The following is a 24,880-nucleotide window of genomic DNA, read 5'->3' as shown; positions in this document are numbered from 1 at the left end:
GTTAACTGGCTAAGCGCGTCTCATTGATCAAAAGTAGCACAGCTTCTGTTAATGCGAACTGACGAATATCATTTAGCATGGTGGTATCGAAGTTATGAATAAAAGCGAATGACAATTGACGTGAGGGGTCACACCAGGCAACTGAGCCGTTATAACCCATGTGCCCAAACCCTGATATTTGAGGCTTGAGTGCCTCGTCAGCGCTTTTATCATGGGTGCACAAGGTAAACAACCGATGATAGCCCAAGCGCCATTGCATCGAGGCTGGCATAACGGCATCTGGACCTGTCACTTGCGGTGTAGAGAGCTGCTGAAAGGTTTTATGATCAATAAGCGTCTGTCCTTGCCACTCACCGCCATTTGCTAACATGGCATAAATAGTCGCTAGCGCATCTGCTGAGGCAACACCATTGGCAGCTGGAATGACTGCTTTTAATGTCTCACGCTTGTGATAGTCAATCGGTTGTTTGCTGGCAGGTATGAGTGCTGCCTTGTAGTTTCTTAGATTGAGCTGACTGGTATCAAAGTACAGACGAGTGATACGCGCTGTGTCTAGTTTTGGCAACTCATTATGCTCATCAGAGTCTACTGTGTTCTCATTATCCATGGTCTTCTTATTGGCTACAGCCTGCTGCCGCCAACACGAATAACTGGGTAGATTTTCATAAGTGCGTAAGGTACTTAAAGAATCAGGTTTTAAAACAGGCTTACGATTGTGACGTTTATGACGTAGTAACGCGTCCTCACTCTCTGACGCATCAAAATCTTGAACCAGCGTTGCTACCTGCTCTACTTTGCTATCAGGTACGCCAAAATAGCAGCTGTCTGCAATACCCAAAGGCTCTGTTAAGTAATGTATCAACGCTTTGGCTAACGACATATTGGTGACAGCCTCTATTACACCGCCTAATACCCAGCCGTAGACCAAGGCACTATAAGCGCTATCATAAGCTGCTGCATTTGTGGGTGATGTGATGGGCATAGCCGCCACTTTTTCTAACATAACAGACCAGTCAAGCATTGTTTCGCTATCGGCATCAATGCTTTGAATAGAGAACAAATTTGCCTGATGCGATAGCACACTACGCAAAGTAATGTTTTCTTTACCATTTGCTGCAAATGCTGGCCAGTAGCTAGCAATAAACGCATCATAGTTCAGCAATTGTTTTGAAACCAATACATGTACCAGCGTTGCCAGCACCCCTTTACCAGTAGAAAAATTGATCGCCAACGTATCAGGCTGCCATAGCATATCCGAGCGTGCCATACCTGTGCTTGCCTTGCCAATACACTTTCCCGCTTGATAGACCACCACAACGCCGCCTGCTGGTCCATCTTCTAATTGCAAATCCGTTAATATTTGTTGTAAGCGCTGCTGAAATTCTGAATTAATCTGTTGATCCACGTTCTGATTGTTCTCTTTGTGGTAGTCAGTCATGGTGGCTTTGCTCCATTTTTATAAAATAAAACACAATATATTATCATTTGAGATTGAACGGCCCTATGATAAACACAAATCAAACATTTACCCATAAAAAAGGCCACCTAGTGGTCGCCTTTTATTATCAAACGATGATATATGAATAAAGTATTGGCTTAGCGTGGTACAAGCAAACGCTTAAAAACCTCATCTTCAAGTTTCGTCAAGCCATGACTACGACCACGTTCCATTGCTGTATCCATCTTACGACCACGTAACCAGCCCGCACGCAAAGCAATCGCTGCCCCTACTCGATTGCCAGACCCGCAGTGTACGGCTATTTTTTTGCCATGATGTTGCCGCAAGATATTATCAAACGCCAGTATTTTGAGCTGCTTTAAATCGGCAGCACTGCTAATTGGTAAGTGCTCGTAACCCATGCCTGCGCGCTCAACTGCAGCGGCTTCATCAAAGCTTAACTCTTCGTCCGGTTGCAAGTTGATCACTACGTCGATTCCCGCTTTTGCTAACGCTGCTACTTTTTCTTCGTCAAGCGCACCACATACGACAGTGTTTGCATCGGGACGAAAGTACGGCTCAATAACAGAAGCAAGATCGACGCCATTGTCAGGAGCGTCATTATGAACATAATCGTCATTGATCAAACTGTCGCTGCTCACATTTTCACTCGTAGAACTATTATTAGTCACGTTGTCATTAGCAGCTATATTAATGGCTACTGAACTATCTCGCTGATCTTTGCTTGTAACATTGTCGTGTAAATTGATGTCTTGTGAGCTAGTGTCTTTTGGACTGGTATTTTGTGAAGTCATAGTTATAAATTGGTTCGTTAAATATGGCTATATAAAATAAGAGTTGTCTTATGCTATTTACTACCACTCTGTAAGGTAACAGTGCCAGCCAAATGCGGTTTGTCATTTTTTGAGCTGTACAATCCAAATTGGCAATTATCTTCTGCACTCTCAAGTTGTGAGACTGGATCAGCAATCAGTTCAACCTCAGCTGGCAAAAATATCGGCAGCTTAAATGACACATCAATGGTACAAGCATCAGGCAATTCATCCATCATAGCAAGACATTTGGCCTTTGACCACATACCATGCGCAATCGCTTTGGGGAACCCAAAAGCACGAGCTGACAACGGATGTAAATGGATAAGGTTAAAGTCACCTGAAACAAATGCATAACGACGACCGATATCTTCTGGCACTTCAAAAATACTATGTACGCCCTGCTCTTTAACTATTGGCTTAACCGTTGCTGAACGTGGCGCACTCTTTTTATCTTTGCTGCTACTGGGTTTTTTGCTGCGTGATAGGTAAGTTGATGTTCCTTCCCAAATCACCTCATCTTCTGATTTGACTGTGGTCACAAAGTCAAATTGTTGACCTTGAGCATGGTCACGTAAATTATCAAAAGCCACCGATAGCGCCACTGTTTCGCGCTCACCGATAGGACGATATTGGGTAACACTATTGTCAACGTGTACTAAGCCTAACATAGCAAACGGAAACGGTTCTTTGACCATCATATTCATTTGTAGCGCTTGAGACAGTACAGAAAAATACGTAATAGGGACTTTACCATTGTTAGCAAAACCGCAAATCTTTCGGTAATCGTTTAAGTTTTCTTGATCAATATGCAGATCATCGACATGATAGGTCGCTTGCGGCAGCTGATCTTTACTAATTTTGCCGCTATTACCCATAGGCAGTAAACTTTTTACAATATTGGCGTAGGTAGTATGCGCTTTTGGCAACGCATCATAATGTTTGTCTGACATAAATAAATCCTAAGTGGGGCTTGAACAAATTTTCTGTGTGCATGTAAAGATACTATAGATACGTTGACTAAAGCCTATCGATGCGCAAAATAGCAAATCCTGCGTTTAATCAATCGTACAAGTGGCTATTGCAGCAAAAAACGATCTGGCGTATGGTTCTTGTGTTTTTATCATAAAAAAGCCACCCTTGGGCAGCTTTATTAGCAATTTTTCGTAAGCATATGTGAGGTAAATAAAAAATTACAGGTTATATCAGATATTTACCGACCTCTTTACAACACTTATCTCTGCATAAAAATGGCTGCTATGCCCCAAGTAGGCTCTGACCACAGACGCGCACTGTGTTGCCATTCAGGCCACCAGACGCAGGTGATGCCAACCATGCAATCGTCTCAGCGACATCCACTGGTAGACCGCCTTGGCTCATTGAGTTCATGCGGCGACCCGCTTCACGAATAGCAAATGGAATGGCTTCTGTCATTTGTGTTTCGATAAATCCTGGCGCCACGGCATTGATGGTCATACCTTTTGCATTGTTTTCTAATTGTTTGGCAGTCGCATCAACCAAACCAATAACACCCGCTTTAGAGGTCGCGTAATTGGTTTGACCCATATTACCTGCAATACCTGAGATTGATGATACACAGACAATACGTGCATTTTCTTTTAAGACATCGTTATCTAATAGATAACGGTTTAATTTGGCCACACTCCCCAGATTGATATCGATGACCATGTCCCATTTTTTCTCATCCATTTTTGCAAGCGTCTTATCACGAGTCACACCAGCATTATGAATGATTGAATCCAAGCCACCACGTTTCTGCGCAGCATCTGCAATTTGTGCACCCGCATCTTCACTGGTGATATCAACGGTTAGAATAGAACCACTGATTTCACTTGCTACTTTTTGCAAGTCACCTTGTTGCTGCGGTACATCTAAGCAAATAACATGAGCGCCTTCACGTGCCAATACACGAGCAATCGCTTCACCAATACCGCGACTTGCACCAGTAACTAACATGGTTTTTCCGCCCAGTGGTTGTGTCCAATCAACCTCAACCGAATCCCCCTTGCTAACGCGTACTACTTGACCTGACACATAAGACGAGCGTGCCGAAGTAAAGAAGCGCAGCGTTGAATCCAGATTCTTTTCAGCGCCTTCCTCTACATAAATAAGCTGTGCGGTGATGCCGCGTTTGAACTCTTTACCCACCGATTTTACAAAACCTTCGAGCGCACGCTGAGCCAATGCCGTTTCGATATCTGTAATCTGCTCAGGTGGACGACCAACAACGATCGCTCGGCCTGACGTTTCTACGCGGCGTGCAACAGTATGAAAGAACTCATACACTTGCTTGAGCTCATCCGAATTACGAATATTACTGGCATCAAACAACAATACTTTAAATTTATCATCACCGCCCGTATTGGCTTTTGCTTCTACACTTGCATCAGCCAATGCGTCTTTGACATCGTCATGACTGTTAACGAACACCTCAGCATGCACATCCGATAAGATGCGTGCAACTGATTCACTGACACTTTTGTCTTCACCATTGGCGCGACCCACCAAAACACTACCGCGGACCAAACGCTCACCACTCTCAAAACGGTCAAGTGTGACTGGCAAAGGCAAGCCTAAGTTCTTTGCAACTTTTTTGCCAATAGAAGACTGAACAAAATCACCGTAACGGTCTGACATAATATAATCCTATAAGTAGTGGTTAGAGAATAATGAATAAAGAATGCAAATTGCCTAATACTAAATTACCTAATGCTATAGGCGCTCTGCTTTTATAATTATCGATATTGAATAAATGGCTCTCAAATCGTCTTAACTATACACTCTCATCATAGACAAGTCCAAAAATCGCGACTGTCTACAACAATCTGTAAACAAGCTAGTATACAAGTACGCTACTTTTCCTATCATCAAGCGCATAACATCATGCTAAAATCAAGCCTATAAGTTATGTATAATTAAAAAATAGATAACAATATATTATCAAAAGCGCTGTTAAGCAATGCTGGTAATCAGTACTCATCAGTCTAATAGCTGTCTAATTATTACTTTTTAAGCACCTATTAAATTTGCCTGAGTTTGATATGGTTTGCCAAAGATATACAGTAAGGTCATAAAAACGCCTTATCATAAACAGCTGTATCACGTAATAAATGATAATATTTGCTTATTGTTATTTTGCTGATTAAACCGTATTTTATTTTAAACACTCTTTTTCTCTCTTAAGGATAATACAATGAGTAATAAAAACAATCACGCCGATAGTCCTGTAGTAGAAAGCACTGTTGTAAAAGCCAGTAATGAAAAAAAACAAAAGCCAGCAGCAACCAAAAGTCGTAAATCTGGACTAGCCTCGGGGCAAAATCGAGTGGCTATCTTAGGGGGCAACCGTATTCCGTTTGCTCGCTCAAACGGTTCATACGCTGATGTTAGTAATACAGACATGCTAACGGCTGCTTTAGACGGTTTGATTGAGCGCTATAACCTACAAGATGAAGTACTGGGTGAAGTGGTGTCTGGTGCTGTCATGAAATTGAGCCGCGATATCAATCTTACTCGTGAAGCAACATTGAACACAGCGCTCAGCCCGCATACGCCAACTTACGACATCTCACAAGCTTGTGGCACAGGTTTACAAGCGACTTTCGCTTCTGCCAATAAGATTGCCTTGGGTCTGATTGACTCAGCCATCACAGGTGGTGTTGATACGACCTCCGATGCACCTATTGCCATTGGCGATGGTTTACGCAAAGTCCTTATCAAGTTAGGTGCTGCAAAAGACAATAAACAACGCCTAAAGGCCTTAATGGGTCTAAACCCAAAAGACTTGATTGACTCACCACAAAATGGCGAGCCGCGCACAGGTCTATCAATGGGTGAGCATCAAGCCATTACGACACTTGAATGGAATATCAGTCGTGAAGCACAAGATGAGCTGGCTTTTAATAGCCATAAAAATCTTGCCCGTGCTTATGATGAAGGCTTCTTTGATGACTTAATCACGCCATATAAAGGTTTGACGCGTGATAATAACTTGCGTCCAGACACAACTTTAGAAAAGTTAGGCAAACTAAAGCCTGTGTTTGGCAAAAAGAATGCCAACCCAACAATGACAGCGGCCAACTCTACTCCCTTAACCGATGGTGCCTCTTGTGTACTATTGGGTACTGATGAATGGGCAAAAGAGCACAATCTAAAACCACTGGCTTACATCGTACACCAAGAAACAGCAGCCGTTGATTTCATTGGTAAGTCTGGTACCACAGAAGGCTTACTCATGGCACCAGCTTATGCGGTACCACGTATGCTTGAGCGTGCTGGCTTGACACTGCAAGATTTTGACTTTTATGAGATTCACGAAGCGTTTGCTTCACAAGTATTGTCAACGCTTGCCGCTTGGGAAGACCAGAAGTTTTGCGAAGAGCGCTTAGGTCTTGACGCGCCACTTGGTGCTATTGATCGCAACAAACTTAATGTAAATGGGTCATCATTAGCAGCAGGTCATCCATTTGCTGCCACTGGCGCTCGTATCTTAGCAACTGCGGCAAAATTATTGGACCAAAAAGGATCTGGTCGTGCGCTCATCTCTATCTGTGCAGCAGGTGGTCAAGGTGTGACTTGCATCCTAGAAAAATAGATCCTTCAGCCATTCGTTACTGATTAAAAAGTAACGTAAGCCAAAATATTAAAACATCCTTTAATCTGCTGATTAGAGGATGTTTTTTTGTGCTTATATATCCATCTATATCCATCGAGCTCAACCACGTAATAAAAAATTCACATTTAGACAGACAGTTCTCGTCACTATCTTTATCTTTTGAATTAAATTGTCTTTTGAATTAAAAGTACCTTTACTCTAGGAACTTATAGGTACAACTCTATAGAAATACCCTTGTCTCAATTCTATTTTAGAAGCTTCATACATTCGGTAACAAAATACGTGAAAATAAAATAAGAAAGCACAGCCAAGTCATAGGCCTTCTTACTAAATATGCTAAAGTAAGATGCACAATTAATAAAAACTATAACAATATTTATCAGGAGCTTTTGATGGGTAATATACCTTCAGCCATTGACCCAAAATCTTTAACGACGCAAGAGCGCAATGAGCTTAGCGTGCTTGAGCAGGAAAATTTTGTTGAACGCATGGACAAAGAAGTCTTTAACGATGAGTTGCGTCGTAAGATGCATGAAGATTTGATCGACAATTATGATGAAGAGCTTGAAAACGAGATAGATGATTATATCCGTGACTTTCGTTTTGATGGTATTGAGATGAGTGAAAAAGAAAAGCTAAACCGTCGTACGTATTTTCAAGAATTGGTACGCCTACAACGAGAACTTATCAAGTTACAAGATTGGGTCGTCGATCGCGGTGAACGTATCGTAGTGATATTTGAAGGGCGAGACTCTGCTGGTAAAGGTGGCGCGATTAAGCGTATTACACAGCGCTTGAACCCTCGTGTATGCCGAGTGGCTGCCCTGCCTGCCCCTACTGAACGTGAGCAAACACAGTGGTATTTTCAGCGTTATGTGGCACACTTGCCAGCAGCAGGTGAAATTGTTTTATTTGATCGCAGTTGGTACAACCGTGGCGGTGTTGAACGAGTCATGGGATTTTGTAGCGATGCTCAATACGAAGAATTCTTTCAGTCCGTACCCGAATTTGAACGTATGCTGGTACGATCAGGCATTCGCTTAGTTAAATATTGGTTTTCAATCACTGATGATGAGCAGCATTCACGCTTTATGAGCCGTATTCATGATCCTCTCAAGCAATGGAAACTTTCACCAATGGACTTGCAATCACGAAGACGTTGGGAAGATTATACCAAAGCAAAAGAGACCATGTTTGAACGTACTCATATCCCTGAAGCACCATGGTGGGTGGTTGAAGGTAATAATAAGAAGCGCGCTAGGCTAAACTGTATTGCGCACTTACTTGAGCAAATTCCTTACAAAGAAGTGCCGCGCGAAGAAGTTGAGCTACCTGATCGCAAGCGTGATGATGAATACTATCGTGAACCCATTCCAGATGATATGTATGTACCACCGCGCTACTAATTTCCCATGCTTCATAAAAAACGACCTTATAAGATTATAAGGCCGTTTTCATACGTGCTCAAAATTAAATACAGTTCTGGTAAATACTGCATTCAATAAACAGCACCGCCACTAACTTTCAGCATTACATTGTATAAGTAGATTGTAAGCCATCTATTTTACCGGCCAATAAGCGTTCAACTTCGTTTTTGATTCTTTGACCTGCGATGTCTGTACCAATCTGTACGGCAAAACCTGCTGGACGCCCACCTTGTGTTTTAGTATTTACCCAAACTACTTTACCATTCATTGGTAACCGCTCGCTTGAGTTGGGTAAGGTGATGGCAATAAACACTTCATTACCCAATTTTTGAGGTTGATTGGAAGGCACAAATAATGCCCCATTACTCACAAAAGATAAATAACTGGCATATAACGTCTCAATATTTTCAATATGGCAGGTTAAAATCCCGCCACGTCCTGGCATTGCCATAGTCAGCTTCCTTCATGAGTTAGATTTTTTTATACGACAACTTAGCGGTATATAGCGCATGATAATGATAAATACTCGAACTGCCGCCAGTGGCTATCATGCCATTCTATAAGTACGCCAATTCTTGCATCAGCTTATCATAGGCAAATTTTTCTTGCACATTTTGTTGTAGTGCAATTTTGGTCTGCTGTATGCTACTGGCAAATGCCTCTAATCCATTATCAGCTGGTTGATACGCGTCTAAAACGCTTGATAGATTGACGTCTTTTTGTAGTTCGCCAAGCCCAAGGCAGACACGGCGCATGTCAAGTAGCATCATTTCAGACAAGTGCATAAATTCTACGATACTTAACTGATTTTGCCAGTAGTCGCTCGCCGCCACGCTACTGCGCTTACCGCTACGTAATGCTTGCCACGTCGTTAACCATAAGCTTCGTTTACTGTACCATGGTGCTTGCGCCATGGCTATTGCTGCTAGAGGCGCACCATTTGCTAGTTGAATAAGTTGTTCAATCGCAGCTGTACCCACTGCCTCACGATTGACAGTGTGACCCAATGCATTGGTTACGTAATTGACAGTGTGACCCAATGCATTGGTTACGTAATTGACAGCAACTGTAGTATCAATTGTTTGTAATGGCAACTGCTGGACACGGCTTTTAATGGTAGGAAGCAATTGGGCAGGCGTATCACTGATCAAAAACAAATGCACCTGTGATTGTGGCTCCTCTAGCGTCTTAAGTAGTGCATTGGCAGCCGCAACGGTCATTTGCTCTGCTTGATCTAGTACACAAATACGTATTCCTTGACCACCTTGATAAATAAAAGGCTGCAAGGCACGAATGTCATCTATTTTTATTTTGAGCGCGCTGTTGGATTGGGACGCTTTTTTGTCTTTTGCTTTGCTATTCGACTTTTCTGTATTATCCGTAGACTCTGCACTACTTGGCATACGAACAATAGGTAATACTTGCAAGCTTGGATGCGTGCCTGATCTGAGCCATTGACAGCTCTCACATTTTGCACAGGCCCCTGCTGGATGCGTTGCGCGCTCACGGCACAATAACCAAGCAATCAATCGCCATACAAAAGCACGCTTACCCATGCCTTGCATACCTGCGGCAAGTAGCGCATGAGGCAAGGGCTGTTGTGATTGCACTCGCGTTGTCAGCTGCGACCACAGTGTTTGCTGCCATGGCAACAACGGCGCAAAATAAATATTATCTGTGGTATCAACGACACTGTTGTTTTCCATGATGTTATTCATGACTATTTTTCAGCAGGGTTTTGAAAATTGGCTAGACTCATCGCATTTAAGCGGTCCAAGTCTTCTTGAGTATCAACACCAGCTGGTAATTGACAAGCTGCTGCTGCGATTGCAATATGTCCGCCATTTTCTAAAATACGTAATTGTTCTAGGCTTTCAAGACTCTCAAGTGGTGTTTGGGGCCAGTGCACAAACTGCTGTAATAAGCTGACGCGATAAGCGTATAGACCCAGATGACGATAGGCATTTTTTGGTGCTTGCTTATCCTGATTATTGGCCAAAACCACATCACGGTCACAAGGAATTGGTGCTCGGCTAAAGTAAAGCGCACGCTGTCTGTTATCGGACTGCTGACTGACTACTTTTACCACAGACGGACGATGAAACGTCTCATAATCCTCTATAGGCTCACATAAGGTTGCCATTACGCTCTCATTGTCTGCCACCAAAAGTGCCTTAGCCTGCTCCAGCAATAATGGCGGCACCAAAGGCTCATCACCTTGCATATTGACCACAATATCATGATCTGACCAGCCTTTGATAGCCGCCACTTCTGCTAGGCGATCTGTACCCGATGCATGCTCGCTACTGGTCATCACCACATCAAAACCCGCTTCTATACATACGTGAGCAATGCGCTCATCATCAGTAGCAATACACATATCATCAGCAAAATGTGCAGCCTGTGCTTTTTCGGCAACCCAAAGAATCATTGGCTTGCCATGAATCATTAATAATGGCTTGCCAGGCAATCTTGTGCTTTTAAAGCGGGCAGGAATGACAATGTGGGTTTTAGCGGGCGCAGCAATGGATGACATGATTTATTCCTATGGGGTTTTATATGGTTTGAAGTATCAGCCATTGTTGTTTGTGCCATCTTAATCGTTAATATGACTGTCGGCTTGATCGTTTTGTATAGTAATACCTAATTGACTCAACTGTCGATTTAGATGCGGATAGCAGTTGTTGGACAGTACAGCGCTGACTGGTAAGACCCATAAATTATTTGCAAGCTTTTCATAATCGTCCATTAATGCTTGCTGTGCAGTATGTTCCAACAATAGGGCTCTTATTTTTACTGCATCTTTAGTGGTCACCACAATTGGATAATCGCTGTATTCAGCCAGCTCAGCCAAACTAAACGCATAATGGTCAGGATACGGATGCGCAATGACCTGATAACCAAGCGAATCTAGCGTATCAAAAAAACGCTGTGGATAACCAATGCCGCTTACTGCGTGTACTTGGCTACCTTTTTCAGGCATTCTGCTCCTCATTTTACTGTCAAAGGAGGATTGCCATAAGCGCTGCATATTATCCGCTTCTAGATGCATAGTCAGACGATTGACACGATGCTGATTACTCTCTTTATTATCGTGGTTTGATGCATCAATTGCCCTTTCATGATAAATGACATCCGCCTCTTTTAACCGTGATATTGGCTCACGTAAAAATCCAGTGGGTAACAGTTGCTTATTACCAAAACCTCGTGCGGCATCCACCACAATCCATTCGATATCGCGCTGTAGTGCATAATGCTGCAAACCATCATCTGCAATAATTAATTGTAGGTCTGGATATGTCTCCAACAGCATAGTGATCGCTTGCTCACGGTTTGGGCATACCGCCATCGCCACACCTGTCGTATTCACAATCAGACAAGGCTCATCTCCCACCACATTAGGCAGACTGGTCTTACCGACCAACGCTGGCATCTGACTGGTATCCCCGCCATAACCACGACTAATGACACCGACGTAAACCCCTTGTTTTTGCAAATAGTCGACTAAGGTAATAATCAGCGGAGTCTTGCCACTACCACCCACACTAATGTTGCCAATCACCATGACAGGAACAGGAGCACGATAGCTTGATAAGAGGCCACTTTTGTAAGCTTGATGACGAAGCATCGTAATAAGCCCATATAGCCAGCTAAAAGGCAGCAACAGCCATAACCAAGTGGCCTGACGTTGCCACGCACGCGTCACCGTCGTCTCAATACTCATTGTTAGCCATTTATCCCACTTATTCGTATTACTCAAGCGCAAGAATTGTTTTTAACTACTGCCTGATTGACTCACGTCCTGATTTGATTGAACTACGTAAAGTCTCGAGCATACATTTGCGCATAATGACCTTGCTGTTGTATCAACTCATCATGTGTACCCAGCTCAACTATCTGACCACCATCCATGACAGCAATACGGTCGGCAGATTCGATGGTCGTCAAACGATGAGCGATCACCAATGTTGTACGGTCTTTCATCACGTTATCTAGCGCCTGCTGAATATAATATTCTGATTCGTTATCAAGGGCACTGGTGGCTTCATCTAAAATTAAAATAGGCGCATCTTTTAATAAAGCACGAGCAATAGATAAGCGTTGACGCTGTCCGCCAGAGAGCTGCAAACCTTCAGCCCCGATTTCACTTTGGTAGCCATTTGGCATTTTTACAATAAAGTCATGAGCAAAGGCATCTTTTGCTGCTTTTTCGACTTCGGCTTGGGTTCTATTGGCTAAGCTACCATAAGCGATGTTATTAAATACGGTAGTATTAAAGAGTACCACTTGCTGATTGACCATCGCAATTTGAGAACGTAAGCTTTCTAACGTGATATCTTCAATAGGCATGCCGTCTAAAGTAATCTGCCCTGAAGTCGTCGATAAAGTGCGGGTCAGCAAATTCACCAAAGATGATTTACCAGCGCCACTGCGACCGACCAATGCTACTGTCTCGCCCGCTCGTACATCCAACGTAAAATCACGCAGTGCTATGGTTGAATCTGGATACACCAAACCAACATTATCTAAACGAATCTGTCCTGATAGCTCTGGGCTCAGCACGCCTGTGTCTTTTTCTTCTGGCTCATCCAATAAGGCAAATATCGACTCACCTGCAGCAATACCTTTTTGCAATTTTTGATTGATATCAGTCAATGACCGTACTGGCTTACTAAGTAAGCCTGCAGCGGCAATATAGGAGATAAAAGCGCCCGCCGAGATATTGTCTATCACTGCTGGACGCAAGGCAAGCCATACGACGATTGACATGGCTATTGCCATCAATAGCTGTACGGCTGGCGTATTAATGCTGTTGGTAACAACAACCTTCATCCCTTGACGTAGGTTCTTTTTTGAGGTTTTATCAAAACGCTTGGCTTCATAAGCTTGCCCACCATAATTTTTGACCACTTGGTAGCCACCGATGACCTCATTAGTGATATGACTCACATCGCCCATTGTCTCTTGAATGCCTTTAGACAGCTTGAGATATCGTTTGGAAGCCAGACGAATTAGCCATAATATAGGCGGTAACACGACAAACAAAATCAAAGTCAAACGCCAGTTGCTATAAAGCAAAAACCCAATCAATGCTACGACCGTCAAACCATCACGCAGTAAGGTTTTCATAGAGTCAGTACTGGCGGCCGTTACCTGTTCGACATCAAAAATCAATTTGGATGATATGGTACCAGCTGGATTGGCTAAATAAAATGAGCTCGGCAAGCGTAGCAATTTATTAAAAACTTCTACTCTGAGCTCATAAACCAGGTTACGTGAGACTAATGCAGAATAGTAGTTACCTAAAAAACTGCCAACACCGCGAACAAAGAACAATGCAATTATCAATAACGGGAATAAGTCCTGTTGACTTTGATCATTTTGATTAATAGCATCAGTGATATATTGCAGCAGCTTGGCAATCCAAATCTCAGTACCAGCATTGATGGCAAATCCCAAAACCGTGAGCAATAATGCCCACCAGTATGGTTTTAAATAGCTTAAAAGGCGCAATAAGGTGGCATACCTAGACACACTTGCTGGTGCTACCTTAGCAGAAGTTTTGGCAGAATCAGATTGATAAGTTTGGCTCATAAAAGCCTCAATTCGGGTATCATCATATGAATGGACTGTGCTTAACACACAGCTTTACAGGAATAGTTTTAGCAAAAACTGGCTATATGCCATAGGCATTATTGCGGTAAAGGTTGCCCAAGTGGCACAACAGTACTGATATTAAGATTTAAAAAACCAAGTTTACCAGCGATATCCATTACCCGCACGACTGACTGATGGGTGGCATTGGCATCGGCAGCAATGACAAATAGCATATCACGATTACTGCCTGCTTCTTGTTGTAGCATACTGGTCAATTCTGCTTCATTGCTACTAGCTAGGGTAATACCATTGACCAAATAACTGCCATCTTCTTGCACTGCTACTTCAATGCTGTTTTTTTGCTCTGTCAATGCGACACCTTCAGCCTCAGGAAGAATGATATTCAGGCGACTAAAATGATTGAACGATGTTGCCAACAGCAAAAATACAATCAAAAATAGCAAGCAGTCGATCATCGGGGTTAAGTTAATTTCAAGTGGCTCAACCGTTGGTTTTCTAAAGCGCATATCACTCTCTTTATTCACTCAATACCAATGTGCTCGGTGATGGTTCATATCTTTGCTCGACAAGCTGATATCAGGGAACCACTGTCGTCACTTTATTTTGATCTAACATGCTTGAACGATCATTATTCAACTGCTCGTGTACTGCTCCATACCGGTCAGGCTGCTTAATACCTGTAGCATTGGTATTCTCAAACAATTGATAATCATATAGCTCTTGAATCATCAATCCTGCTTGGGTCTCAAACTGCGCATTGATATCAATGATGCGGCGCTGAAAATAACGATAAGCAACCAGCGCTGGGATAGCGACAATCATGCCCGCTGCTGTGGTAATCAATGCTTGTGACACACCCGCCGCAAGCATCGTCGGATCTTGCATCGCACCATCGGTAATCGCTAAAAACGAAGAAATAATACCCAATACCGTACCCAATAGTCCGAGCAACGGTGCAATCGCCCCTATGGTACCGAGCATATTGATGTTCTTTTCTAATTGATGAATTTGCACGCTCGCACGATTCTGCATATGCATCGTCATCGACTCTAAGCCATACTGGCGGTAAAGCAGACCAGTCGCTAGAATATCGCCAAGCGCGGTCTTTTCTTTGACATTCATCAGCTGTGTTCGACCAATATCACCGTTTTCACGCAAGCGAGTGATCAGCTGTTCGCGCAGCCTAGTGGGTACAATCTTGTTAAACTGTAAAGTATGGCTACGCTCAATAATAATAACCAATGCCAAAATCGAGCACAAAACAATAGGGGTCATTAACCAACCACCTGCTTTCACCAACTCCCACATATTGACTCTCTTCTATTTTTTCTAAAAACAGTGGTTACCAAGATGATTTAAATATGAATAGGCCGTGCAAACTTATTTTAATGCTCAAGCCTGCGCTTCTATGTGCTTAATGAGCGCTGCAAGCTGGTCCTGACTATGGAAGAAAATCTCAACGCTGCCCTGCCCATCTTTTTTATGCTTGAGCTTTACTTGAGCGCCTAACATGTCTGTGAGTCTCTGCGTCAATTGTTCAGCATCACGAGATTGGATTTGTTCGGCACGATTGGCTTTCGGAGCAGGCTGTAAAATGGATTTGACCAATTTTTCAGCCTCGCGTACTGTCATACCACCATCGATGATTTTTTGCGCAATGATTGGCTGCTGTTCTGACGATAATGCTAAAAGTGTACGCGCATGACCCATATCTAAGGTATTGTTCGCCAAATGGTCTTTTACCGTATCATGCAGCTGATTCAAACGTAGTAAGTTTGACACCGTCGTACGCGCTTTACCCACGACCTCGGCAATCATAGCATGACTCATACCAAATTCTGTATGAAAGCGCTGCAAAGCCGCAGCCTGTTCAATCACAGACAAATCTTCCCGTTGAATATTCTCAATCAGTGCCAGTGCGATAGCCAACTCATCAGATAAAGCACGCTCAATCGCTGGGATTACTGATTTTCCGGCCATTTTTGCTGCACGCCAGCGGCGCTCACCAGCAATGATTTCGTGCGTCACAAATGCTTCGCTTTTATCCTCATTCGCCAGTAACGGACGAATCACGATAGGCTGCATCACACCATGTTGCTCGATAGAAGATGCCAGCTCAGCCAAGGCCGTTTCACTCATATCACGGCGTGGTTGATATTTGCCAGCTTGTAAGCGCATCACATCGATTTGTACCAAGCTGATTTGGTCTTCTGTGGCACTAGCCTCTGTCCCATTAGTACGTGACTTATTGGCTGCTGCTTTACTCGCTGTACGTGGCAAACGTGCTTTACGATTGCTGGTATCCGTGGTTTCAGAGCCAAGCGTTTTAGCATCCGTTGGCTTTGTAGACGGTTTGTCGCTAGCCTCAGGGCTACTTAGTTTATCTGATGCACTGGTATCTGGCGTCTCAACTGGCAAAGTATTGTCGCGCACAGCCATATCATCTTGCAAGGCAGAGGCGGCAATTTGCTTTTCTTTTTTGATTGACCCTAATAAGGCATCCAAGCCTCGATTGGCAGCCAATCCTCTTTTCTTTGCCATGATTACCTATCCTCTAACGCTAAAATAAAAGCCAAATAATGATTCATGCGGCTTACTAAAAATACAATGTTAAGTGTTTTGATGTCTCACTGGATATGCTCGCTTCTGACTGGTCGGTTTCATTGATGACCAGTGATTGTCGCTTAAAAGCAAAACAATTAGCGACTTTGTTTCATCACTTCTGCTGCCAATTTTTGGTAAGCACGCGCACCTTTCGACCATCTTTCGTACGCAATAACTGGCAAACCGTGCGCTGGCGCTTCTGCCAAGCGAATATTTCTTGGAATATGTGTGTTATACATGATATCGCCGAAATGTGACTCCAATTCGGCAGACACATCTCGCGCCAGTGTATTACGTGCATCGAATAACGTTCTCACAACGCCACGAATATAAAGGTTGGGATTGAGTTCAGTTAAACGCTCAATGGTTTGTGACAAGTCCGCAAGACCTTCTAATGCATAATACTCACACTGCATAGGAATGATTACCCCATCTGTCGCGACTAACGCATTAATGGTTAGTAGATTCAAACTGGGTGCACAATCGATAATGACATAATCATAAGCAGGCTTTTGAGCAGTGATTTGATCGTTTACCAAATCGGCCATTGCTGTTTTAAACAACTCATGACTATCGGTCTTGCTCATTAAAGTGATGTCCATACCAGCCAAATCGCGATTGGCACCGATAACATCAAATCCTGCTGGGCTGGTGACAATAGCATCTGTCAGAGACACGCCATCAAGCAGCACATCGGCTATCGTCAACGCCAATTCATTTTTGTCTACACCAGTGCCACTGGTCGCATTGCCCTGTGGGTCTAAGTCAATCAGTAGTACATGCTTGTGCTTAGCAGCCAAGCTGGCGGTCAAATTTACCGCCGTCGTGGTTTTGCCCACGCCGCCTTTTTGATTCGCAATTGCTATGATTTCCATACACTCACTCAATTTTATTAGGGTCTATTACCGTTATTCTTGTTTGTTATCTACTTCGTCATTGCCTGCGCCAAGATTGTATCGTCACCATGCCTCAAAGCGCATGCATCATACTTGGATATTGAAGCGACATAAACCATTCATTAGACAAATAGCGCACTTTTTTCAGCGCATTTTCCATACTATGCCATTTAAATACAGGCGTAAACTATGTTTCACAAAAAAATCATTACTGTTTCATGATCAAAAGCTATTGGTAGCTTAGACATTTTTGATAGATAATTCAATTAAATGGCGGCTATCGTGTAAATATGGCACATGAAGTTTGATGGTCTTGATGTTCCACTCACTCTCAAGCGCTTGCAGCTCTTCCTCGCTTGGCGCTTTACCTTTCATAGCACACAGATAACCGTTATCTGCCAGTCTAGGTTGTGCCACTTCAACAAAATCTATCAAGCTGGCAAATGCTCTAGAGGTGACCACATCATAGCTGGCCTCATGAGCTTCAATGCGAGAAGCAATCGGCTGCATATTACTCAAACCAAGCTCACTACTGATTTGCTTAATAAAACGGATTTTTTTCTGGTTACTATCAAGTGCCGTACACTGACGTTCTGGCTGACAAATAGCAATAATAACAGCAGGTAAACCCGCGCCAGTACCAATATCGAGCAAAGATCCTGCTGGTAAATGCGTTATAATAGCCAAACAATCAATCACATGCTTGATCAAGGCTTCTTCTGGATCAGTGATTGCGGTCAGATTATACGCTTTATTCCATAATAAGAGCTGGTCTAAGTACAATAATAACGTGCGTTGCTGCATCTCGCTTAGAGGTAGATTCAGCTTGTCTACTGCTTGCGACAAAGTCTTAGCAAGTGCTGGTAATTGTGAACCAAGCTTTACAAAGCCAGTCGAATCCATATGTACACTGCCTGTACTAGCAGAAGATAAAGAGGTTTTAGCGGAAGCTGACATACAACAAGTTATCCAGTTTTGACATGTGAACCGTCTATTTTATCATGCAGCCTGCTCATTGAATAGTTGCAGATTGCGCCAATGTGAGACATCTTATACTATCTTCCCCTATATGAAGTGCGTTATTCTTCTTTAATGACTTTAAATTGACTATCCTCTTATACCTATTTCTTTCATTTTACTTACCCATTTACTTTATCATGATACAAAACTGCATTTAATGACTTGTCTCAAGTGCAGCCATATCTTGTAATATGCTTTAACGGTTTGTCAAAATGGCATGAAAAAATCAGACTTAGAAAAACAAATACAGAAAATACAAACCTAGCTAAACATTAAAAAATCAATAATGATTCAACGCTTTTAAGACGATCTATCATACGCTTATGACTGAACAACTTCACAACCTTCATTATCAAGTACTAAAAGACACCAATAATATGGCAACATCCCTCTCTGAGTTAAAAGATACCGAGCAAACAGCACCAACCACCCCGCATCCTGTTTTTATTGAGGTCGAGCAACGTTGCCTGATCAGCGCCGAGCAACTCAAGCGTTATAGCAATCCCGATGAGCTACCGACTGACACACGCACAGCGCCTGACTTAGATGTTGGCTTTGGTCAACAGCGTGCCCTCAAAGCTTTGCAAACGGCCCTAGATATCAAAGCCAGTGGCTATCATGTATTTGCCGCTGGAGAAAATGGTTTAGGCAAGCGCACGATTATCAGCCGTTTGCTCACGCGCATCGCAGCTGATGCACAGACACCAAATGATTGGGTATACATACATAATTTTACTGATCCTCGTACCCCTTTGGCTTTACGACTGCCAGCAGGTCATGCAGATCTTTTACAGCAGCAAGTCAATCATCTGTGGCAACAAGCCAAAAAACGTTTGAGTCAACGTTTTCGTAGCGATCAATATCAAAGCAAAATCGAAGCCATCAAAAACAATACGCATCAAAAAGAAAGTCAAGCGTATGAAGTACTAAATGCTGAAGGTAAGCAATATGACTTGGCGCTGACGTTTCGATCGTTTGATAATAAAGCCGTTTTTGTGCATCCTAGCCAGATACAGACTGACAATGAAGATAATGAAAACACCGATCAGCCCGTAAATAACGCCAATAAAAAAGTAGACGTAGAAGATAGCAAAGAAACTTCTGTTAATGGTGCAGAAGACAACGATACTGAATACGGTAATAGTGAATACGAGACTGAACTGAATAATTTTGTACAGAAGAACCATATGCAAAAAAGGCTCAGTCAGTTGACCATCGCTTTGGAGCAGTTGGAAGACGAAGCCAACGATGCGATAGAAGCGCTGCATAGAAACATTGCACAGCGAGCATTACAGCCTTTGTTTGCCCCTGTTTATGAACAATTTACCGCTCACCCACTTGTCGTTGATTATCTCAAAGCAGTGTTTGCGGACATGGTCACTCATGTAGAACGCATCGTCAATGGAGACGATGAAGAATTCGTGACAGCAGTTTTGGCCACAACACCAAGTCGTTATGCGGTCAATGTGATTGTCAGTCATGCACCTGACAGTGGTGCGCCAGTTATCTTCGAAGACCTACCAACTCATTTAAACTTATTGGGTCATGTTGAGCAGATCACACAGTTGGGCACAGTGACCACCGACGTCAGCATGATTCGAGCAGGCGCGCTACACCGTGCCAACGGTGGCTATTTACTATTAGAAGCCAGTCACTTACTAGAGCACCCTTATGCTTGGCAAGGGCTAAAGCGAGCCTTGCAATCTCGCAAAATCAAGCTCTCAAGCCTTGAGCAGATGCTGACCTTAACAGGTAGCTTATCGTTATCACCTGCACCCATTGATTTGGACATCAAGGTTATCTTGTTGGGCGAAGCAGACTTGTATTATGAGCTGCTGGAGCTTGAACCTGAGTTTGACGCGGTTTTTAAGGTTCGCGCTGACTTTCATGACGACGTGGTTCGTACCAGCGAGCATGAACTAGCACTGGTCGCGAAGATGGCTGACATCATCGACTATGCCAACCTTTATCCCTTCGATCGTCACGCCCAAGCCACTTTGCTTGAGCATTTGAGCTTACAAGCCGAAGAACAAGACCGCTTGAGCCTACATAGCGATCTTTTAATCAAACTGCTTCATGAATCAAACCGCCATGCACGCTTGGATAATGAAAACATAGTTACTGCCACGCATGTTACTCAAGCCATTAGTGATATGGATGAGCGCTCAGGATACTTAAGAGATCTGTATTGGGATGAGCTGAAAAACGGTCAGCAATTGATTCAAACACAAGGGCACGCCGTCGGACAGGTAAATGCCTTAACGGTGGTTAGCTATGCGGATAGTGAGTTTGGCATGCCAGCACGTCTCACCGCAGTCATCCAACCAAATATAGGCGCTGGGGAAATTCTAGATATTGAGCGCGACGTGGATTTAGGCGGTAGCTTACATGCCAAAGGCATGCTTATCATGACCAGCTACTTACGGGCACTTTTTAGTCAGCATCATGCTTTAAACTTTAGCGCGTCACTCGCTTTTGAACAAAGCTACGCCCACATAGATGGCGATAGTGCCACCGTTAGCGAAGGTTGCGCCCTATTGTCCGCACTAGCCAACGTACCTATTGACCAATCTTTTGCCATCACAGGCTCCATGAATCAGCTCGGCGAAGTACAGGCCGTGGGCGGTATCAATGCAAAAATCGCAGGTTTTTTTGATGCGTGCCGTGAGCAAGAATTGACGGGACAACAAGGCGTTGTGATCCCTATGGCCAATGTCAAACAACTGATGCTACGCGACGATATTATTGAAGCCGTCAAAGCTGGCAGTTTTCATATTTATGGTGTCCATACATTAAGCGAAGCCCTAACTCTGATGACAGGCCTTCCTATCGATACCATGAATAAAAAGGGCCGCTACCGCAAAGATACTCTATTTGGCAAAGTATTGAGTCGTCTGATGTTATGGGATGAGAATCAGAACGAAGAAGAGGATATTGACGATAAAAAGTCAAAGAAGAAAGACAAGAAAAAGCGTAAAGCCAGACGTCAAAAAAAAGAAGACCATAGAAGAAAAGACACTGCTAAACATCAAAAAAATGAGAGTGAAGTGGTGGACACAATGAATGGTCGTAAAGAGGTTATTGATGACGAAAAGAGCATCGATAATGATGAAAATGCAAAACCACTTGATAGTATTTAATACAAATCATAGTAGGGTGTAATAACGTGATGCTTCACTATATGCGGTATTGGCTTAGCAACACTTAGCGGACGTACACAGTGACGAACGTCCCTAGACGCTACGATATTTTTCTGCGATGATAAATAGTTCTTGGTGCGCTAACACGTATAAAAACTGACTGTAACTTTATAAAGGTTATCTCTTAATGACTGTACATCCTACTGATGCTAACTCTCTTCAAAGACAGACAGATTCTGATGAGCAGACTAACATACCAGTCGCAACGGACAGTCAGGTCTTGAACGATACAAGCGACAATCGCCACGGCGCAGCCACAACAGCACGGCAATGGCAAGTGCTATCTCAGCTACAGCGTAATCGCTGGGTAGGCACAACCCATATATTTGAACAGCTTATCATGGCAGGCTTTGACATCAGTCTGCGTACTGTGCAGCGTGATTTAAATGCACTGGCCAAACGCTTTCCTATTGAAAAAAACAATGCCAATCCACAAGGTTGGCGCTGGTGCGATGACGCACCATTACAGAGCTTGCCTCATATGAATCTATCGCAAGCCGTTGCTTTTAATATGGTAGAAGCCAATCTGACTCAGCTACTGCCCCCTGTTATTTTGGATGAATTGTTTCCTTGGTTTGACTTGGCCAGACGACAATTAAAAAACAGCAAAGTCACGCATTCATGGATAGATAGAGTCCGTATTGAACCTGCAACTCAGCCCTTGATTGCGCCGCATATCAACTTAGAAAGTAAAGACAACATTTATCATGCTTTGTTTTATCAATTACAAATCAAAGCCAGCTATACTCGTGGTGATAAATCTCAGGCCAGTGAATATACTCTAAATCCAATTGCTATTATTCAACGCGGTGTCATCATATATTTGGTCGCCACTCGTACCGACGACACAGAATCCATCATTCGTACGTTTGCTTTGCACCGTTTTGCCAGTGTCGAAATTCTCGACAGCGCCGCAAAAACGCCAGAGAATTTTCAGCTTGATACGTATTTGGACGCAGGTGGCATGGGCTTTAGTCACCCATTATTTAGCGAGCTGCCCAACCGTGGTAAAAATACATCCATTGAGCTACAATTTACCAAGCAAGCCGGTAAAAGCCTAACCGAAAGTAAGCTGAGCGATGATCAAATTGTCATGTCAAACGACGATGACACCTTGACCATCCAAGCCACTGTAAATCTGACGTCACAGCTGGTTTGGTGGTTGCGCGGTTTTGGCAATGGTTTATTAAACGCCAAACCTGAACTGCTATATCAAGCTGTATTAGATAAATCGCTAAATAATGAATAATGCCTAACTATAACACCACTCAAATTTAACTGTATTCACATGGATACAGGCATTTAAAAACTAAGAATTAAAAAGGAATGTTATGTCGACCACTGCCCCATCACCACTACTTTCAGAAAGCTTAAAAGGGCTGGGTATAGATGCGGGAACCTTGTTTTTTGCACTAAATTATGACTTTACTAAAATTGAATCAAAAGGTTTACTCAAACGCTTTAAGAAGAATAAAGAAGCAATTGATATCGATTTGGCGTGCGTCCTATATGATACTCATTGCACCATTCACGACATTGTTTGGTTCAAACAGTTGCGTGATAGAGCTGAGTCGGTCAAACATCAAGGTGATAGCTTAAATGGTAAAGATCGTGGCGAACAAGCCATGTATTTGGCGCCACTTGACCAAGAGCAAATCAGACTGTCTTTAGAAAAAGTGCCACTCAATATTACCCATATTGCCCTGATTGCCAACTCTTATCATGGCCATCCGTTTTCTAGAGTGAAAAAAGGTGAGATTCATCTTAGTGATGATGAAGGCAATCGGTGCTTTGAGGTCAACTTAAAGCAGATTCCGCGTGATTGCACCACGCTTTGGGTAGCGCATTTGCGCCGAGAAATAGAGGACTGGCATTTAACATTACATAATTTACCACTTTCTGCCGAAGACATGGTGGAAGCAGCGCAAGGCGTGTCCCATGAACTTGCACGCGCGCTTCCTATTCCACAAGGCATATAGAACTCTAACAACACCTATTCAATTGCTATATAAAAAGGGGCTACGTTATCAAAACGCAGCCCTTTTTTTAGCTTTATACTCGCCGTTTTTACTGTTTTGTTTTCTATAATGCCTCGCCGCAGTTCGGACAAAAATTCTTTTGTTTGACTTCCACTTCTCTCTCGCGGCGCTCAAGTTCTTGTTCACGTAATACTTGTAGCACGATGCCTTGCGCCTGCTCTTTATCCAAACCAAGCTCACGTCGAATCTTATCTATCATTATCTGATTTTGTATCAAATCAAAATCGCTATCAATCAGTTGCTCTCGAAAATGCTGCTCTAGCTCTTCACGACGCTGAGCAAGCTCATTTGCCAACCCTGTCGCCAAAATACCAGCTGGTAATGCTGCCAACCCGACACCCAATATAGTAATAATTGCACCCAGTATCTTACCAGCAGTGGTAATCGGTATGACATCGCCATAACCAACCGTAGTTAGCGTGACCACCGCCCACCACATAGCTTTGGGTATCGACTCAAACACCTGTGGCTGGGCATGGTTTTCAACCAAATAAATACCACTAGAAGCAGTGACAATCATGATGATCAAAATAAAAATCACCGCTTGAAATGAGCCTTTTTCTTTATTAATGACTACCAGTAGAATACGTAAAGAGGCGAAATATCGTGTCAATTTGAGGATACGGAATAGACGCAAAATGCGTAAGAAGCGCAGATCAATATTCACAAAGAAGTTAAGAAACGCAGGTGCTATCGCCACCAAGTCTATCAACGCTGAAGGGCTTTTTAACCATTGCCAACGCTGATGCCAAGTCGTGTTTGTTGGCTTCGCCTCAGCCACACTCCACAATCGCAGCAAATACTCAATAGAAAATATCACAATAGAGAAATTCTCAAACCAAGTAAAATAGGTTTGATAGCCGTAATACCATTGATCAACAGACTCTGCAATGACCGCTGCTACATTGGTCATGATCAAAAATATTAAAAAATAATCAACGCAGCGGCTAAAGAACGTGTCATGGTCATCGTTCTGCAAGATATTGTAGACAAAAAGACGCAAGCGCCGTATAGATTGGAGTAGCATGACGTCCCTAATTGGTAAAACACTGATCTTATGTTAATAAAACATACATCGTAAATATATTTTTTGGATTTTAGCGCAGTCATCGCTGATGACAATTATTCGGTACTACGTTAAAGAACGTTAGTGACACATAGTTCTATT

At 43.0% G+C, this 24,880-nt stretch carries 20 protein-coding genes; 5 read left to right on the top strand and 15 right to left on the bottom strand.

Features of this window, described 5'->3' with window-relative positions; all coding sequences use genetic code 11:
* Position 1: 1 nt before the first annotated feature.
* The 4 genes from A3K91_RS05220 to A3K91_RS05205 all read right to left on the bottom strand — a co-directional run bounded on the left by A3K91_RS05220 (position 2) and on the right by A3K91_RS05205 (position 4,929).
* Positions 2-1,438, bottom strand: a complete 1,437-nt coding sequence (locus A3K91_RS05220; RefSeq protein ID WP_062844309.1) for a serine hydrolase domain-containing protein — start codon at positions 1,436-1,438, stop codon at positions 2-4.
* Between the two features lie 158 nt (positions 1,439-1,596).
* Positions 1,597-2,253, bottom strand: coding sequence for a protein tyrosine phosphatase family protein (locus A3K91_RS05215; protein WP_228139919.1), 657 nt, complete (start codon positions 2,251-2,253; stop codon positions 1,597-1,599).
* Between the two features lie 53 nt (positions 2,254-2,306).
* Positions 2,307-3,224: a MaoC family dehydratase gene (locus A3K91_RS05210; protein WP_062844308.1), complete on the bottom strand. Its 918-nt coding sequence runs from the start codon at positions 3,222-3,224 to the stop codon at positions 2,307-2,309.
* A 304-nt stretch (positions 3,225-3,528) separates the two neighbouring features.
* Positions 3,529-4,929 carry a 3-oxoacyl-ACP reductase gene (locus A3K91_RS05205; protein WP_062844307.1) on the bottom strand — a complete coding sequence of 467 codons (1,401 nt, stop codon included), beginning with the start codon at positions 4,927-4,929 and terminating at the stop codon, positions 3,529-3,531.
* A gap of 556 nt (positions 4,930-5,485) precedes the next feature.
* On the opposite strand from A3K91_RS05205, the gene A3K91_RS05200 reads away from it, so the two are divergent.
* Positions 5,486-6,886, top strand: coding sequence for an acetyl-CoA C-acetyltransferase (locus tag A3K91_RS05200; protein ID WP_062844306.1), 1,401 nt, complete (start codon positions 5,486-5,488; stop codon positions 6,884-6,886).
* 413 nt (positions 6,887-7,299) lie between these two features.
* Complete coding sequence (gene ppk2 / locus A3K91_RS05195; RefSeq protein ID WP_228139918.1) at positions 7,300-8,313, top strand: polyphosphate kinase 2; 1,014 nt, start codon at positions 7,300-7,302, stop codon at positions 8,311-8,313.
* A gap of 124 nt (positions 8,314-8,437) precedes the next feature.
* Here ppk2 and A3K91_RS05190 read toward each other — a convergent pair whose 3' ends face one another.
* The 10 genes from A3K91_RS05190 to rsmG all read right to left on the bottom strand — a co-directional run bounded on the left by A3K91_RS05190 (position 8,438) and on the right by rsmG (position 18,410).
* Complete coding sequence (locus tag A3K91_RS05190) at positions 8,438-8,785, bottom strand: PilZ domain-containing protein (RefSeq protein WP_062844305.1); 348 nt, start codon at positions 8,783-8,785, stop codon at positions 8,438-8,440.
* 106 nt (positions 8,786-8,891) lie between these two features.
* Positions 8,892-10,040 carry a DNA polymerase III subunit delta' gene (locus tag A3K91_RS05185; RefSeq protein WP_228139917.1) on the bottom strand — a complete coding sequence of 383 codons (1,149 nt, stop codon included), beginning with the start codon at positions 10,038-10,040 and terminating at the stop codon, positions 8,892-8,894.
* Positions 10,041-10,054: 14 nt separating this feature from the next.
* Complete coding sequence (kdsB, locus tag A3K91_RS05180) at positions 10,055-10,870, bottom strand: 3-deoxy-manno-octulosonate cytidylyltransferase (RefSeq protein ID WP_062844303.1); 816 nt, start codon at positions 10,868-10,870, stop codon at positions 10,055-10,057.
* A 60-nt stretch (positions 10,871-10,930) separates the two neighbouring features.
* Complete coding sequence (gene lpxK / locus A3K91_RS05175; RefSeq protein ID WP_062844302.1) at positions 10,931-12,058, bottom strand: tetraacyldisaccharide 4'-kinase; 1,128 nt, start codon at positions 12,056-12,058, stop codon at positions 10,931-10,933.
* Between the two features lie 92 nt (positions 12,059-12,150).
* Positions 12,151-13,929, bottom strand: a complete 1,779-nt coding sequence (msbA, locus tag A3K91_RS05170; RefSeq protein ID WP_062844301.1) for a lipid A export permease/ATP-binding protein MsbA — start codon at positions 13,927-13,929, stop codon at positions 12,151-12,153.
* A gap of 98 nt (positions 13,930-14,027) precedes the next feature.
* A complete protein-coding gene (locus tag A3K91_RS05165; RefSeq protein ID WP_010198193.1) occupies positions 14,028-14,459 on the bottom strand; it encodes an ExbD/TolR family protein in 432 nt (143 codons plus the stop codon).
* A gap of 70 nt (positions 14,460-14,529) precedes the next feature.
* Positions 14,530-15,261, bottom strand: coding sequence for a MotA/TolQ/ExbB proton channel family protein (locus A3K91_RS05160; protein WP_228139916.1), 732 nt, complete (start codon positions 15,259-15,261; stop codon positions 14,530-14,532).
* Between the two features lie 84 nt (positions 15,262-15,345).
* On the bottom strand, positions 15,346-16,494 hold the full coding sequence (locus tag A3K91_RS05155) for a ParB/RepB/Spo0J family partition protein (protein ID WP_062844300.1): 1,149 nt from the start codon (positions 16,492-16,494) through the stop codon (positions 15,346-15,348).
* A gap of 158 nt (positions 16,495-16,652) precedes the next feature.
* Positions 16,653-17,432 carry a ParA family protein gene (locus tag A3K91_RS05150; RefSeq protein ID WP_062844299.1) on the bottom strand — a complete coding sequence of 260 codons (780 nt, stop codon included), beginning with the start codon at positions 17,430-17,432 and terminating at the stop codon, positions 16,653-16,655.
* Positions 17,433-17,693: 261 nt separating this feature from the next.
* Positions 17,694-18,410: a 16S rRNA (guanine(527)-N(7))-methyltransferase RsmG gene (gene rsmG / locus A3K91_RS05145; protein ID WP_062844298.1), complete on the bottom strand. Its 717-nt coding sequence runs from the start codon at positions 18,408-18,410 to the stop codon at positions 17,694-17,696.
* Between the two features lie 440 nt (positions 18,411-18,850).
* Between rsmG and A3K91_RS05140 the strand changes: the two genes are divergently transcribed.
* The 3 genes from A3K91_RS05140 (at position 18,851) to A3K91_RS05130 (ending at position 23,652) form a co-directional block, all read left to right on the top strand.
* The gene (locus tag A3K91_RS05140; RefSeq protein ID WP_228139941.1) at positions 18,851-21,613 is read left to right on the top strand and encodes an ATP-binding protein; all 2,763 of its coding nucleotides are present in this window, start codon (positions 18,851-18,853) and stop codon (positions 21,611-21,613) included.
* 187 nt (positions 21,614-21,800) lie between these two features.
* A complete protein-coding gene (locus A3K91_RS05135) occupies positions 21,801-22,922 on the top strand; it encodes a helix-turn-helix transcriptional regulator (protein ID WP_062844297.1) in 1,122 nt (373 codons plus the stop codon).
* Positions 22,923-23,004: 82 nt separating this feature from the next.
* A complete protein-coding gene (locus A3K91_RS05130) occupies positions 23,005-23,652 on the top strand; it encodes a TerD family protein (RefSeq protein ID WP_062844296.1) in 648 nt (215 codons plus the stop codon).
* A 103-nt stretch (positions 23,653-23,755) separates the two neighbouring features.
* Here A3K91_RS05130 and A3K91_RS05125 read toward each other — a convergent pair whose 3' ends face one another.
* A complete protein-coding gene (locus A3K91_RS05125; RefSeq protein WP_062844295.1) occupies positions 23,756-24,739 on the bottom strand; it encodes an ion transporter in 984 nt (327 codons plus the stop codon).
* Between the last annotated feature and the right edge of the window lie 141 nt (positions 24,740-24,880).

The sequence above is a fragment of the Psychrobacter alimentarius genome (assembly GCF_001606025.1).
GTDB classification, from domain to species: domain Bacteria; phylum Pseudomonadota; class Gammaproteobacteria; order Pseudomonadales; family Moraxellaceae; genus Psychrobacter; species Psychrobacter alimentarius.
The sequence above is the reverse complement of the archived record's forward strand: the minus strand, read 5'-3'. Positions and strand labels throughout refer to the sequence as shown.

What these genes read in the sequence shown, in the direction of transcription:
- A3K91_RS05160 (WP_228139916.1), bottom strand. Translation starts at nt 15,261, where the DNA reads ATGTGGGAGTTGGTGAAAGCAGGTGGTTGGTTAATGACCCCTATTGTT.
- A3K91_RS05185 (WP_228139917.1), bottom strand. Translation starts at nt 10,040, where the DNA reads ATGGAAAACAACAGTGTCGTTGATACCACAGATAATATTTATTTTGCG.
- A3K91_RS05215 (WP_228139919.1), bottom strand. Translation starts at nt 2,253, where the DNA reads ATGACTTCACAAAATACCAGTCCAAAAGACACTAGCTCACAAGACATC.
- A3K91_RS05135 (WP_062844297.1), top strand. Translation starts at nt 21,801, where the DNA reads ATGACTGTACATCCTACTGATGCTAACTCTCTTCAAAGACAGACAGAT.
- rsmG (WP_062844298.1), bottom strand. Translation starts at nt 18,410, where the DNA reads ATGTCAGCTTCCGCTAAAACCTCTTTATCTTCTGCTAGTACAGGCAGT.
- A3K91_RS05220 (WP_062844309.1), bottom strand. Translation starts at nt 1,438, where the DNA reads ATGACTGACTACCACAAAGAGAACAATCAGAACGTGGATCAACAGATT.
- A3K91_RS05150 (WP_062844299.1), bottom strand. Translation starts at nt 17,432, where the DNA reads ATGGAAATCATAGCAATTGCGAATCAAAAAGGCGGCGTGGGCAAAACC.
- msbA (WP_062844301.1), bottom strand. Translation starts at nt 13,929, where the DNA reads ATGAGCCAAACTTATCAATCTGATTCTGCCAAAACTTCTGCTAAGGTA.
- lpxK (WP_062844302.1), bottom strand. Translation starts at nt 12,058, where the DNA reads ATGAGTATTGAGACGACGGTGACGCGTGCGTGGCAACGTCAGGCCACT.
- A3K91_RS05200 (WP_062844306.1), top strand. Translation starts at nt 5,486, where the DNA reads ATGAGTAATAAAAACAATCACGCCGATAGTCCTGTAGTAGAAAGCACT.
- kdsB (WP_062844303.1), bottom strand. Translation starts at nt 10,870, where the DNA reads ATGTCATCCATTGCTGCGCCCGCTAAAACCCACATTGTCATTCCTGCC.
- A3K91_RS05205 (WP_062844307.1), bottom strand. Translation starts at nt 4,929, where the DNA reads ATGTCAGACCGTTACGGTGATTTTGTTCAGTCTTCTATTGGCAAAAAA.
- A3K91_RS05155 (WP_062844300.1), bottom strand. Translation starts at nt 16,494, where the DNA reads ATGGCAAAGAAAAGAGGATTGGCTGCCAATCGAGGCTTGGATGCCTTA.
- A3K91_RS05140 (WP_228139941.1), top strand. Translation starts at nt 18,851, where the DNA reads ATGGCAACATCCCTCTCTGAGTTAAAAGATACCGAGCAAACAGCACCA.
- A3K91_RS05130 (WP_062844296.1), top strand. Translation starts at nt 23,005, where the DNA reads ATGTCGACCACTGCCCCATCACCACTACTTTCAGAAAGCTTAAAAGGG.
- ppk2 (WP_228139918.1), top strand. Translation starts at nt 7,300, where the DNA reads ATGGGTAATATACCTTCAGCCATTGACCCAAAATCTTTAACGACGCAA.
- A3K91_RS05125 (WP_062844295.1), bottom strand. Translation starts at nt 24,739, where the DNA reads ATGCTACTCCAATCTATACGGCGCTTGCGTCTTTTTGTCTACAATATC.
- A3K91_RS05165 (WP_010198193.1), bottom strand. Translation starts at nt 14,459, where the DNA reads ATGCGCTTTAGAAAACCAACGGTTGAGCCACTTGAAATTAACTTAACC.
- A3K91_RS05210 (WP_062844308.1), bottom strand. Translation starts at nt 3,224, where the DNA reads ATGTCAGACAAACATTATGATGCGTTGCCAAAAGCGCATACTACCTAC.
- A3K91_RS05190 (WP_062844305.1), bottom strand. Translation starts at nt 8,785, where the DNA reads ATGGCAATGCCAGGACGTGGCGGGATTTTAACCTGCCATATTGAAAAT.